9 protein-coding genes are annotated in these 13,748 nt (G+C 47.5%); 4 read left to right on the forward strand and 5 right to left on the reverse strand.

Annotated features, from left to right (window positions below; genetic code table 11):
- Positions 1-12: 12 nt before the first annotated feature.
- Positions 13-1,410 (reverse strand): SLC13 family permease, encoded by a 1,398-nt coding sequence (locus IE064_RS06040; RefSeq protein ID WP_189617075.1) that lies wholly within the window; start codon positions 1,408-1,410, stop codon positions 13-15.
- 83 nt (positions 1,411-1,493) lie between these two features.
- Between IE064_RS06040 and IE064_RS06045 the strand changes: the two genes are divergently transcribed.
- The gene (locus IE064_RS06045; RefSeq protein WP_189617076.1) at positions 1,494-2,297 is read left to right on the forward strand and encodes an AraC family transcriptional regulator; all 804 of its coding nucleotides are present in this window, start codon (positions 1,494-1,496) and stop codon (positions 2,295-2,297) included.
- A 357-nt stretch (positions 2,298-2,654) separates the two neighbouring features.
- Here IE064_RS06045 and fdhF read toward each other — a convergent pair whose 3' ends face one another.
- The 3 genes from fdhF to IE064_RS06060 form a co-directional block, all read right to left on the reverse strand.
- Entirely contained in the window at positions 2,655-4,829 is a 2,175-nt protein-coding gene (fdhF, locus tag IE064_RS06050) for a formate dehydrogenase subunit alpha (protein WP_189617077.1), read from the reverse strand.
- 22 nt (positions 4,830-4,851) lie between these two features.
- A complete protein-coding gene (hydN, locus tag IE064_RS06055; RefSeq protein WP_133039437.1) occupies positions 4,852-5,397 on the reverse strand; it encodes an electron transport protein HydN in 546 nt (181 codons plus the stop codon).
- A gap of 295 nt (positions 5,398-5,692) precedes the next feature.
- A complete protein-coding gene (locus IE064_RS06060; protein WP_189617078.1) occupies positions 5,693-6,973 on the reverse strand; it encodes an MFS transporter in 1,281 nt (426 codons plus the stop codon).
- A 114-nt stretch (positions 6,974-7,087) separates the two neighbouring features.
- Here IE064_RS06060 and IE064_RS06065 point away from each other — a divergent pair, with 114 nt between their 5' ends.
- Both IE064_RS06065 and IE064_RS06070 read left to right on the forward strand, forming a co-directional pair.
- The gene (locus IE064_RS06065) at positions 7,088-8,002 is read left to right on the forward strand and encodes a LysR substrate-binding domain-containing protein (protein ID WP_189617079.1); all 915 of its coding nucleotides are present in this window, start codon (positions 7,088-7,090) and stop codon (positions 8,000-8,002) included.
- 100 nt (positions 8,003-8,102) lie between these two features.
- Complete coding sequence (locus IE064_RS06070; protein ID WP_189617080.1) at positions 8,103-9,026, forward strand: dienelactone hydrolase family protein; 924 nt, start codon at positions 8,103-8,105, stop codon at positions 9,024-9,026.
- A 257-nt stretch (positions 9,027-9,283) separates the two neighbouring features.
- On the opposite strand, the gene IE064_RS06075 is transcribed toward IE064_RS06070, so the two are convergent.
- Complete coding sequence (locus IE064_RS06075; RefSeq protein WP_189617081.1) at positions 9,284-11,452, reverse strand: OmcA/MtrC family decaheme c-type cytochrome; 2,169 nt, start codon at positions 11,450-11,452, stop codon at positions 9,284-9,286.
- 1,249 nt (positions 11,453-12,701) lie between these two features.
- Between IE064_RS06075 and IE064_RS06080 the strand changes: the two genes are divergently transcribed.
- Positions 12,702-13,634: an AEC family transporter gene (locus IE064_RS06080; protein ID WP_189617082.1), complete on the forward strand. Its 933-nt coding sequence runs from the start codon at positions 12,702-12,704 to the stop codon at positions 13,632-13,634.
- Positions 13,635-13,748 lie beyond the last annotated feature (114 nt).

Consider the following 13,748-nt stretch of genomic DNA (forward strand, 5'->3'; position numbering starts at 1 on the left):
AGCCCCACTTTATCAGTCAATCCAACCCATGATGAGCCACCACAGATAATCAAGAGGCATCAATATAGTGATGGTAGCGATAGCAAGTGGGATTGTTATTCTCAAAAGTTTTGGTAAAGGTTCTCTCGATAATTGCATAGCGACAATCAATGGCCCAACTTGATACGGAAATATTACTGTTGAGAATCCAACGACTTGTGTCATAAGTACCGCGGGGACAGAAAAACCTGTGGACTGAGCTAAATCGGCCGCCATTGGCGTTAATACCGTAGGTACGCCGGGAATGGTCGCAATAAGCCCAACAAGCGTGGAAATCATCGACAACGCCATAAAACTTAAAAACGGCGTGTTCGAGCTATCAGGTAAAATGTAATGGAATAGCTTTCCCATAGAGGTTCCTATTCCAGAGTCATTGACTAATGCTCCAAGCCCCAGCGCCGCAGCAACAAATACCACGGTACTGAAATCTATAGCGCTATTAAATGCCTTGGGATCAACAACACCCCATCTGGGCATCAGCAGCAAAATCGCCACCACAAGGCCTACCCACGCAGGATTGATCCCATGTATTGAATCTGTCATCCAAAACAATAACGTTATGCCTAACAAAAGTCCTACCTGCTTTTGACGCCGACTGTTTAACTCGTTTTCCTCATCTGGGTATTGGTCAAAAGGGGCACACTGGGTAACTTGAGCAGGGAACACCTTAATGACTATCCATATGAGCAGTATTGATTTCAAAATCCCTAACACAGGGAAATGCAACAGGAGATATTCTGTATAGCCGAAATGGATGTGAAATAAATTCTCACTCGCGCCAGCAAGGATCATATTGGGAATGTTGGCTGGCAAAATGGCAAAACTCGGCATATTGCACGCTATTGCCAATGAAGTGGCAATCCCTAATCGGCCATTACTGCCTTTAGCAAAACCTATTTTATCTGCCAAGGCCATGCCGATGGGGAGTAATACTACCGCGCGCCCAACTGAGGATGGCATGACAAAACCAAGCAGCACGGCAGTCACAACTAGCCCGGTGATTAATTGGGGGTAACTGGCTGTTATATGAGGTGCAATATATGATGCGATCCGTTCGCCTAAACCGGAGACAGAGATAGCCGAGCCAATGACGAACCCGGATATAATGAGCCACACCGCCGTTGAACCAAACCCAGAGAACAATAGATCTGGCCGAATTACGTTAAACACTGTTGCAAAGGCGAAAAATAGCAATCCGGTAAGAAATGGAGGTAGAAATCCTGAACTCCACAAGACCAACGTTACAATGACAATTGCGGCACTACGCAGAAATGTCACTGAATAGCCAGAAATCGGGTAAATACTAATAAATATTGCAAAAGCGATGGTTAACGCTACAAGGAAGGTTTTTAGGCTAAATTTATTCGCCATAGAGTGAGATCCAGTTAGGCAGTTGCAAAACATCTATGAGTTTTTAAGATATCCGATAGTTTATGACGGGTTAATAGCCAAATATGACAAATGATATTCTCAATACGTCAATGCAGTCCCCCAGCGACGTTGCATATATCCTAGATGCGTCGCAACCAGTCTTGTCCCATAAACGCAGTATGCAAGCAGAATCAGGTATTGTTCCTCACGCTCATCCAAGGGGACAGCTACTTTGGGCGGTGGAAGGTATTCTACGTATCACCAGCGAAAACGCCGTATGGGTGGTTCCATCGACTCATGCAGTTTGGATCCCTGGAAATGTGTACCATCAGGTGAGTGGAGAGACGGCAGCGCAAACGCGTAACATATATGTAGACCCTAGTTACACTGTTCGGGACGGGGAGAAATCAATCACCATGCTAGAAATGAGCCCATTGATGCGTGAACTGATTTTGAAACTCACGGAAAGCAATGCCTCTATGAGTAAAAGCCGTATTCAGCGATTAGGTTGGGTGGTATTAGATGAGTTGGACGTAATGAAATCGTTCCTGCTATATCTCCCAGCGGGCAACGATCCCCGCTTAAAAAAGCTTATAAGCAATATCGTCAATAACCCTTCACAATCATTGGCGTTATCAACATTAGCGCACGACGTTGGTGCCAGTGTACGAACTATTGAACGTCTTTTTAAAGCGGAGACTGGTATGAATTATCGCCAATGGCGCAGTCGTTTTCGATTGATGCACGCTCTTGATAATGTCATCCATGGCTCAAATACGACGATGATCGCCCATGAACTAGGATACAAGAGCGTTAGCAGTTTTATTGTTGCCTTTAAACGTCTTTTTGGCTGCACGCCCCAAGATTATCTCTTGCATAAAAACTAATCGTGCAATTACAGACATCTCCGGTTTTCCCTCGGCGCTGCGATATAACGTTTCACTGTCACTAAATTATCAAGGCAAACTGTTTTAAACATCTATGTCCTACAGCATTTGGGTTTTCTGCACGGCAGATACAAACCTCGAGGATTGAGTAAGGTGAAAGACAAATTTTCAAGTTTGTTAGCACGAGGCTGGGAGAGCCAAGCTGGAATGGCTTTCAAGGATAGAAAGCTGTGAATTCTGAGTGTAGCCATTTTCAGTATAAAGCCGAGGAGTTTTTAGCAACGAGAGTGGCCCACGAAAAAAGGGACCGTTACCGGTCCCTTTTACTTTCGACGTTGATGTAGTTTTGCATACTACTTATGCAGTGACGGCCGCTGGCCTGGCGTCCTCCACAGCATGGCGTAAGCGAGCTTTCATCTCGCTGTAGACCTGTGCCGCATAATTCTCTGCCCAGGTCTGATCCTCGATAGCACTGACGTTAGCCGCACAGTACTTGGTTTCTGGCGTTTTTGAGGTGGGGTCCAGGTTGTCCTGGGTCAACTCGTTGCAGGCGCCAATCCACCATTGATAGGTCATGTAAACAGCACCACGGTTGATGCGATCGCTGACATTAGCGCGGCTGATCACCTTACCGCGCCGCGATGCGACCCACACCAGTTGTTGATCTTTGATGCCGAGTGCCAGCGCATCTTCAGGATTGATGTTGACCAGCCCCGGTTCGTCTGCCAGTGTTTTCAGTGCTGCACAGTTACCGGTCATAGAACGGCAAGAGTAGTGCCCCACTTCGCGCACGGTACACAGTACCAGCGGGAACTCTTCATCGGTCAGTTCCGCGGGTTTGCGCCAGTGTGTTGCAAACAACTGCCCTTTGCCGCTAGGTGTGGCAAATTTGTTGTCGGTATACAGCAACGGCGTGCCGGGATGATCCAGTGTTGGACAAGGCCACTGTATATGGCCGAATTCGCCCATTTTTTCGTAAGTAACGCCGTAATACAGCGGGCACAACTCACGCAATTCATCCCAAATCTGCTGGTTGTTGTCGTAGTGCATTGGGTAACCCATTTCAGTGGCGATCAGTGAAATGATGTCCCAGTCACGTTTAACGTTATATTTAGGCTCAATGGCTTTTTCGAACCGTTGGAACCCACGGTCGGCGCAGGTAAATACCCCACCGTGCTCACCCCAGGAAGTGGCGGGCAGAATCACATCCGCTGCTTCAGCAGTTTTGGTCATGAAAATGTCCTGTACTACCAGCAAATCCAGCGCATCTATCCCTTTACGCACCAGGCTCAAATCAGCCTCGGTCTGCAATGGATCTTCACCCATGATGTAATAGGCTTTGACTTTGCCTTCTAGCGCCAGATGAGGTACGTCTGTAATGCGAACCCCTACTTCCTTATCCATAGACTCAGGATCGATACCCCATGCCTTGGCAAATTTGGCACGGACAGCCGCATCGGTCACTTTCTGATAGCCGGGGAATAAGTCCGGCAAGACGCCCATGTCGCAGCCACCCTGCACATTATTCTGACCACGTACAGGTGCCACACCCGCGCCATGACGGCCTAGGTTACCGGAGAGCAGTGCCAGCGTGGACAGGCTCTTAACTGTCTCGGTGCCCTGACCGAACTGAGTAACCCCCATGCCCCAACAGATCACTGAAGAGGGAGAGGAAGCATAGGTGCGCATTGCCTGGCGAACTTCTTGGGCGCTGACGCCGGTAATGGCCTCAACTTTCTCAGGAGCATAGTCTTTGACCACATTCCACAGGCTGTCGAAACCTTCGGTGTATTTTGCGACATAGTCCTTGTTGTAGAGGTTTTCCTCCAGCAGGGTGTAGATGAAGGCGTTGACCATCACCACATTACAACCGTTGTTCAGTTGCAGATGTTGATCAGCAATACGGGCGGCTTCAATGCGCCGAGGATCGCACACAATGATCTTGGCCCCATTCTGTTTGGCCTTCACAATACGGCGGGCGACAATCGGGTGAGAATCAGCACTGTTGTAACCAAAGATCAGCAGACATTTAGCCTGTTCCAGATCTTCGATGGAAACGCTCATGGCACCATTGCCTAAGGTTTCACGTAGCCCGGCAACAGACGGGCCGTGACACACGCGAGCACAGCAGTCGACATTATTGCTGCCAAGCACCGCACGGGTGAACTTCTGCATCACATAATTGGTTTCATTACCAGTGCCGCGGGAAGACCCTGTGGTCATAATGGCGCGGGCGCCGTGTTTTGCCTTGATTTCGGCAAAACGTTTGGCAACGTATTTGATGGCTTCATCCCAGGATACTGTCTCAAATGGGCCACCTTTTTCACGGCGGATCATCGGCTCGCGCAGGCGGGGAGTCAGCAGTTTAGTATCGTTGAGGAAATCCCAGCCATAGTACCCTTTAAGGCATAGTTCGCTTTGGTTGGTGGCACCTGCGGCTGCTTCTGCACGGATAATACGGCCGTTATCCACCACCAGTTTCATTTTGCAACCCGCACCGCAGTACGGACAGACTGTTGTCACTTTTTCCATTGTTTCTCTACCTTTAGAAGTACTAAACACAGAACCCTGCACCGTTATCCAGTGCGGTACGTCTGCGTTTATCTGCACTCAGCATTGCCAAATCGTCACGATCGACACATCTGAGCGCCGCGGTCGGACAAACCTCGATACAGGCCGGGCCTTCTGGGCGGTCGTAGCAAAGGTCGCATTTGTTTGCCTGGGCTCTTTCCCTCAGGACATTGACGGCTGCGCCTGTGTTGCGCACTACCGGGTAGGTCACCACTTCCATCGCACCGTACGGACAAGCCACCACACAAGTTTTGCAACCGATACAACGTTCCTGCTGTACCTGTACAAAACCGTGGGCGCGGCGGATGGCATTATTTGGGCAGACATTGGCGCAAGGGGCATCTTCGCATTGCCGACATTGCGTCGCAGTGCTGATAGTCGCCCCTTTTACAACATGGATCCTCGGGGTAAAATTTATCGCACTGAGTGCGGTAACATCCCCGTCTGCACGGTGCGCAACGGCACAGGCCACCTCACACGTACGGCAGCCAATACATTTGTTAGCATCGGCAAGAATAAAGCTGTTCATAGTACTCTCCAGTTGTATACAAGCGTTAAGTCCCTGTTCTCGCAAAGCGTCTTGTCATACATTGGTTTAGTACACATAAACCATGCCAAATATTTTTATATTTAAAATACAAATAGTTATAGATTTGGTGGCAGACTATTCTAGTTAAAAACCACAATTTCGTCATGTCATTTCGACAAAACTGTCGAAAGTGTCGGACACAAAACAGCCGTAGCTGACGGCGTCAGCTACCAGAGTTTGCAACAGATAAGCTAAGGGAGAGAGACAGCCCCGGCTGGAGCTGTCTGCTAAGAAGTTAAAGCACCTGGCTGTGAGCGGCGTGTTTCTCGCGCCAAATACCAGCATAGATCAACAGCAAGCCAGCTACAGCATAACTGGCGGTAAATGTTACCACCGCCGACCAACCACCATGTTGCCAAAACCAACCACCGACAGAGCCTGAAATACTCGACCCCAGATAGTAGAACAGTAAGTAAAGTGACGATGCATGGCCTTTAGCGCTTTTGGCCGCGGCCCCCACCGCACTGCTGGCCACAGAATGGCCAACAAAGAAACCGGTGGTGACCAACGCCACACCGCAGATAATTCCGATAATCGGTGTCATCAAGGTTAGCAGTGCGCCTGCCAGCATCAGCATAAATGCGGCAATCAACAACGGTGTTCTACCGTAACGATCGGCCAAACTGCCCGCCATTGAAGACGAAACAATCCCAAAAGCAAATGCCAGAAAGATAAAGCTCACTTGCGTCTGGTTAAAGCCGTAAGGCTCTGCCGTCAAGCGGAAGGTTGAATAATTGAACAAGGTGACAAATATGCTGATCAGCATAAAGCCTATGACATACAGCTTGATCAACTTGAGATCCTGCAAGTGCATTTTCCACGATTGCAGATGATAATTCAGGTTCAATCCGGGTTTCCTGACAAAGTGTCGCGATGCGGGCAACAACAGCAAAAAGCCTATGGCAGATAACAAACAGAGGGCGCCAAGTACCCCCATGGCTACACGCCAAGAGGCAATTTCGGTCAGCAACCCCATGCTGACTCGGCCCATCATGGCACCAAATGCCACACCGCCAACGTACAGCCCCATGGCTTTACCCAAATCTTTTGGGTCTATCTCTTCGGCCAACCAGGCCATTGCTACGGCGGGAACACCGCCTAACACGAGCCCTTCTAGCGAGCGGGCTAGCAACACGTCATGCCATTCAGGCAATACGGCGACAACACAGTTCAATAGTGCCGCTAACGCCATGGAACAAAACATCAATCCGCGCCGCCCCATTGCCTGAGAAAACGCACCAGCTAACACGATGGCAAATGACAGAAATCCCGTTGTCACTGACAACGCCAGCGAACTCTGCGTGGGGCTGATACCAAAACTGTTGGCAAAATCCGGCAACAATGGTTGTACACAATAGATCAGCGAAAAACTGGCAAATCCCGCCAGAAACAAAGCAATACCGGCACGAGTGTATGCTTTAGAACCTTGCTTTATATAGGAGGGGATTTCTTCACTGGCAACAGTTTCGGGGCAAGCACTGCGCTTATGAAGCACAGTTGGGGTACGACTATTCATGATATTGATAACGACTTTAACGTTACGGCTGTGAAAGTGATGCCATTTTATTCACCAGACTTTGATAGTTCTAATATATAATAAATCACATGTTGATATGTTTTAGATATAAATATGGAATTACGCCACATCCGCTACTTTCTGGCGATTGCCGAAGAGAAAAATTTCACCCGCGCGGCGTCCAAGCTGCATATTGCCCAGCCACCACTGAGTCAGCAGATTAAAGATCTGGAATATGAACTGGGCACCCCGTTATTTCATCGCACGCCCCATGGTGCCGAGTTAACCGACGCGGGCGCGGCATTTTTCGAGGCGGTAAAAGTGTTGCCATTGCAAATACGTCAAGCAAAAGAAGCCGCCCAAAAAGCCGCTAAAGGCGAAACCGGAAAGCTACGTTTGGGGGTTACCGGCACCGCCGCACTACACCCGGCAATCCCGGCGGTTATCCGACAATTTCGTCGGCGTTATCCCGAGGTAGAGCTGACCATTGAAGAAGCCAATTCGCTGGCGCTAGCGCAAGGGATGTTAACTGATCGGCTGGATGCGGCGATTCTGCGACCGTCAGACCCCGATCCCAAGACACTGACGATAGAGCATTTTCTAACCGAGCAGTTGGTCATTGCCCTACCCTCGGCGCACCCATTAGCCCGCGACACCAATGCCATCAATATGCTGGCATTGCAACAAGAGCCATTTATTATGACGCCGCGCTCGTTGGCGGTCAGTTTGCATGATGCAGTAGTTGCTGTGTGCCATGCTGCCGGATTTGAACCTATCGAAGGCCAGGCAGCACCACAAATTGCGTCAATATTGTCGATGGTTTCTGCCGAATTAGGGATCTCGCTGGTGCCAGAGTCGATGCGCCAGTTAAGTGTCAAAGGGGTGGTGTTTCGCAGCATTGGTGATACCGCCTCCAAAGTAGAACTGGCGGTTGCCTACCCGAGTCTGCATCCATCGCAGCCAGCCCTTAATTTTGCGGCGGTGGTCAGGCAGCAGAAATCCGCCAGAGAAGCCTTGCTGGCGGAATAAATGCAGCGCGACAACACATCTGACTTTTTCTATGCGGGGATTTTCGCCTAAGCTGGATCTTCAGAACAGGAATTTTCTACCCGCTTGAAGGAGTCATGCCATGTCTAGTCACACAAAAACCGCGCAACCTGTATCGTCCTCACAAGAAATCCCGCAAGCGGCCTTTGATTGGTACGATGAATATGCGCACGGCATGATCGACAGACGTGAATTTATGCAACGTCTGGCCGGATTGACGGTATTGGGATTCAACCTGACAACACTGACGGCAGCACTTTTGCCTGATTATGCCTTAGCAGAGCAAGTCAGTTTTAATGACCCGGCCATCAAGGCGAGTTATCAGACATTTGATTCAGCCAAAGGCCACGGTAAAGGCCGCGGATATTTGGTCATGCCACGCGAAGCAACATCCCATTTGCCCGTAGTATTGGTTGTTCACGAGAATCGCGGTTTAAACCCCTACATTGAAGATGTGGTCAGACGCCTAGCTAAGAGTGGTTTTATCGCGTTTGCCCCCGATGCCTTATACCCACTGGGCGGCTATCCCGGGAATGATGATGAAGGCAGAACGATGCAGGCAAATATGGATCAGCACAAGATTGAACAGGATTTTATAGCTGCCGCCCATTATCTCAAATCGCATCCAGCCAGTAACGGTAAGCTCGGCGCAGTGGGTTTCTGTTTCGGAGGCTACATTGTCAATATGCTGGCGGCCACCATTGCCGATGACCTCGCCGCAGCCGTGCCTTTTTATGGCACACCAGCGCCGGAAGAACTGCAATTACAAGTAAAAGGCCCGTTAATGTTACACTTTGCTGAATTGGACAGCCGAGTCAATGCCAGTTGGCCTGGTTATGAAAAAGTCCTCGCGGCCAACAAAGTGACATATCAGGCCTACCTGTATCCCAACGTGAACCACGGTTTCCATAATGACTCTACTGCTCGTTACAATGAGGCCATGGCTGAACTCGCTTGGAGTCGCACTTTGCAGTTTTTTAATCTCAGGCTTAGAAGCACTGACTAGCTCTTGATAATCACCTAATAAAAAACAGCCAAAAGGCTGTTTTTTATTAGGTGCCAAGGACTATTCACCATTGCCGTTTACCGCCGAAACGCTATTCCTGAATCGCACCATAAGTGACGTTCAACAAGCATTTAATCGCTGGAACAGGGGACGCTGCTAACAACTAATGCTCTAGAGTCACGTTATCTTGGAAAACTTAGCTTCTAAAATGGGCTCCCGGAGGAGCCCGAGTCAGAACATAGTCCCTGGCAAATCGGTTATTGCATCTTGTGGAACTTGTCGATACCGAAGGACTTACCTTCAGCGTGACAAGTAGCGCATGATTCAACGGGCAAGTCGGCAGTTGTTGCAACATCATCTAAGACATAGGCACCATTAGACTTGAAGTGTGCTACCGCAGCTTCAGAGATGTGGCACGCATGGCAAGTCTCAGCAACCGGAGTGATATAACCGCCAGTCACCTGGATAGCACGTCTGCCAGAAGTCAGGCCACCATCAGTAGCAAACAACGCGGCACCATCTTTATGGCACACGGTACAATCTGTAGCCGGTGCAGGATAAGGCACTACATCATTACTGTGATAGTAGTGAACAGAAGTTGCCAGATCTTTATTATCAAAGCCGTTGTGGGCACCAGGATAATTGTTGTTATGGCAATCCATACACTGGTCAAAATTGTGAACGCCATGGTGGCCACGCTTGATGTAGTTCATGTCAGAGTGACATGCATTACACTTGGCTTCGGTAACTGTAATACGGTCTGGGTCAACATAACGGGATTTAACAACTGTACCACCGTCAAGGTTGAAGAAACCAACAGTGATGTTTGCACCAATCCAGTCGTCATCACCAAATGACAGATCAGTTTCGGAGCAGCTAACTGCTTTACCCGCTGTGCTCACGCAATACTGCATATCGCCTGACGCATACATAGTGCCGGTTGCCTGAGCATCGGTCACTTCAGTAGACAGTGACAGCACGCCTGCAGAAGCCAGTGTACCGTTGGTCAGTGCTAAACTTACTCCCCAACGATGAACTTCGCCATTGGCATCAATACTACCCAGCAACACTGCAGATTTCTTGATAGCAGCTAGATCAGCAACATCAGCCAAAGGCGCACCATTCAGTGATACCTCAGCGGTTACAGTGACCACTTGATAACCAGGAGTCACAGAAGCAACTTTGCTCGCACCAGTATATTTCACTGTCAGCAGATTAGCGTATTCAGCTTGCTTACCAACTCTGTGAGCCTGTACAGGAGCCAAAGCGCCAGTTGAGTGGCAGGCCGCACACTGTGAGTCATCGGCTTGAGCCAGATTGAATTCAGAGTGTCCAGCACCAGTGGTGAAATTGATGTTGGAGTGACAGCCACCGCAAGCAACACGAGTGGGTTCATCTTTCCAACTGGTCTTACCTTCATCATTGCTGTGACACACAGTACATTCATAGATAGGTGCTGGATATTTGATTTCAGCCCATTCATCAGTCTGTACCGCCCAACCAGCCAGATGCTCACCAGCATGGATGCGGTGGATCATTGCAGGCAAATCATACACCCAACCTTCAGCAGTTTGCTCTGCAGTAGGCTGAGTTGCAGGGTTGTGACATGCAATACAATTCTTCACGCTCTGATAGTTGTGGTGCGCTTCGATATTGGCCAGATTACCTGTAGTGCCACTTTCACCATGACACTGCTTACAAGCCGCATCAGTCACGGTGTCTTTACCGGTATTGTCTACCAGTGCACCAGTAGCAGGAATGTAATCAAGCGGTGTTGACAGCACTTTATCGTCAATGGCAACACCATCGGCATCAGTCAAGTTATAAACACGCAGGAATACACGATGAGGCGCATTCAAATCATCATTTGGGTTCATGATAGGTGCAGCACCATCATGTGCCCAAGTACCGGTATAAGTACCCGGATTAGCAGGATCTTCTACCAGTGTACAGGCATCGCCGGTGGTACCACGAGAAGTGTAAGTACCATCCAGGGTACAGTACATTGAAGAACTGTTACCAGCGGCAACGCCGTTGTTTACCCAGTACTCAGATGGACCATCGCTGGTAGCGTTGGTCATAGCAGTCACTGAATAAATGGAGACCATGTTCAGTCCAGTCAGAGGTTTTTCCTGACCAGCTTGGTTCTTAGCAGTTGCAGTAAATTTTAAAGCAAAGGCATTACTACCTGCCAGAGTATTGTCGGCAGGAACGATCTCAAAGCTAACATCGCCAGCCTTGTATATAGTGGAGACAACTGAACCAGCATCTTGTCCATTTTGTCCATCTTGGCCATCTTGACCTGGTGTACCTGGTGCGCCATCAACACCGTCTTTCCCGTCGTCGCCATCAAATGTACAGGCAGAAAGCCCGAACAGGCCCAACAGGAATAGTGCTAGCAATGACTTGTTATGATTTTTCATCACTTCATCCCTTGTTTAATTTATTTATCACACACTCAGGACCATGTTGCATAGAAACGACTGACATCTGCTTTCAAATTCATTTCCGGTTCATCATCGGTATAGTCTTTGAATATCGATGTACGCTTCCTATATAAGATATCGACCTACATATTTAGCTAAGCATCATCTTTAACGAACACTGTCCTGTCGCATAGACACTATACCTAGTTGTAAGTATATATTTAATTTCCAGATAACTAATTGTGAAGTTAGGAGTAAATTACAGCATCTGAAATGTTAAATTTCAGATGTGTCATTTTCTAATATTGGAATTTATTGAAAAATATTTAACGAAGGGAAATCATATGAACAACTTCAGCGGCGAAAAGCACTATAGCGCAAGGGTTAGCGATGAATCAATAGTTCAAGAATAATAATTCATGAAATCATAACTTAAGTAATAGATATATAACTAATAAGCTTTACTCCAACCAAACCATTTGCTAAACCAATCAAAGGTACACATATAAAATCATTTTATATCATATAGTTATAATTTTAATCTCCTAGAAATAATAATATATATTTTCAGCAAATACATTTTTCATTAATTAATCAACATCGCACTATTGAACTAAAACCAGCCTTTTATCACAATTAGTTATGCTTAATAGGAAATGACAATGTTAAAGTGAAATACTCAAACACACAAATAAATAATATGTATGACATTTAAAATGCATACAGGATAAATGATAACCATTCCCAATTTGCAGTGTTTTGTACATCGCCACATGAATAATTTCCTAATACACAATATTTACGTCAATACCGATGTAAATAGCTCAAGTATACTTTTCAAGGCAATATCAATTGAAATATCACATTATTATTTTCGTCCATATTGAAGTAGAAATTGATAAATTATCTTGAAAAATGCCACTCTCAAAGAAATCAGCCAACTGAAAAATCCATAAGATTTACTATCAAATACTAGGAGTTATCGGGGATAGTCATACGCACCGCTGATGTTCTATCTCAGCATGAATCATTCCTGATAATACAGATTTTGACGGCCAAAATTCACCATTACCGATTTGTAAAAGTGGTCGCAACCCAAGTACAAATGCGTGAAAGCGCATGAATAAAGCGTCAGCTACCCCATCAAAACCAAAATTGCTTGGCTATTAACTCTAGAAGCCTTTGATATGATGTCACTATTCACCGATGGAAGCTTATACCGAGCCACATTGCCACTAAAGGGATCCTGATGTTTGGTTTTATCACTAATACGCTGTTGCCTGTGCTCATTCTGCTGTTACTGGGGTGGGTGTTTTTCCGCATAAAAATGCTCAACGAAGGGTTTATCGAGGCGGGGTCCAAGCTGGTGTTTAATGCGGCACTGCCAGCGTTACTATTCCTGTCTATCAGTCAGGCAGATTTTTCCCATGCCGCGAATTTCAGGCTTATCATGACTGGTGCGATAGCAACCTTGGCCTTTTTCCTATTATTGATGCTGTTCTGCCATTTCACTGTATCACCACCCAACGCCAGGGGCGTGGTCACTCAGGGCGGTTTTCGCGCCAATATGGGCATTATTGGGCTTGCCTATTGTACCAATACCTATGGCAATGACGGACTCGCTGCGGCCTCGGTATACCTGGGATGTATCACCATTTTGTTTAATGTGCTGTCTGTGTTCGTCCTGAATTTCTATCTGGACGGTAAGCGTTCGGTACGGCAACACATTAAAGGCATTGTCACAAATCCGCTGATTATCGGCATTCTGCTGGCGTTACCTATCTCTTACTGGCAAATCCAGCTACCGGAGGTGCTGATTCGAACCGGTAAATATTTTTCGCAACTAACGCTGCCGCTAGCGCTTATTTGCACTGGAGCCTCTCTGCAATTCCGTTCTTTCAGTGCTGACTGGTTCAACATAGGTATCAGTACCCTGTGCAAGTGTCTGCTGTATCCTGGCTTTATGGTGTTATCGGCCTATTTGATGGGATTTAGGGGAATGAATCTAGGCATTGTGCTGCTACTGTCTATCGCGCCTACTGCTGCAGCAAGTTATGTGATGGTGCGCTATCTGGGTGGCGATCATCGACTCGCCGCTAGTATCATTGCAGTAACCACACTGGTATCGCTACCGATAACCGCAGCCGCATTCGGCACATTGACGTATTTTGGGATAATCTGACAAACAAGTGAGGTGATGGGAAACACCGCAAGCGCATGGTTTTATCTTCAATTGCACTTCTTCAGACACACTGACTACACTTATTGATGTAGATCAATTTTTAAGCAGTAATTA

Origin of the sequence: Shewanella fodinae (assembly GCF_014651955.1) — a bacterium.
Classification (GTDB): Bacteria; Pseudomonadota; Gammaproteobacteria; order Enterobacterales; family Shewanellaceae; genus Shewanella; species Shewanella fodinae.

Excerpts from the sequence above, each read along its gene's own strand:
- IE064_RS06040 (WP_189617075.1), bottom strand. The coding sequence starts at position 1,410 with ATGGCGAATAAATTTAGCCTAAAAACCTTCCTTGTAGCGTTAACCATC.
- IE064_RS06045 (WP_189617076.1), top strand. The coding sequence starts at position 1,494 with ATGACAAATGATATTCTCAATACGTCAATGCAGTCCCCCAGCGACGTT.
- fdhF (WP_189617077.1), bottom strand. The coding sequence starts at position 4,829 with ATGGAAAAAGTGACAACAGTCTGTCCGTACTGCGGTGCGGGTTGCAAA.
- hydN (WP_133039437.1), bottom strand. The coding sequence starts at position 5,397 with ATGAACAGCTTTATTCTTGCCGATGCTAACAAATGTATTGGCTGCCGT.
- IE064_RS06060 (WP_189617078.1), bottom strand. The coding sequence starts at position 6,973 with ATGAATAGTCGTACCCCAACTGTGCTTCATAAGCGCAGTGCTTGCCCC.
- IE064_RS06065 (WP_189617079.1), top strand. The coding sequence starts at position 7,088 with ATGGAATTACGCCACATCCGCTACTTTCTGGCGATTGCCGAAGAGAAA.
- IE064_RS06070 (WP_189617080.1), top strand. The coding sequence starts at position 8,103 with ATGTCTAGTCACACAAAAACCGCGCAACCTGTATCGTCCTCACAAGAA.
- IE064_RS06080 (WP_189617082.1), top strand. The coding sequence starts at position 12,702 with ATGTTTGGTTTTATCACTAATACGCTGTTGCCTGTGCTCATTCTGCTG.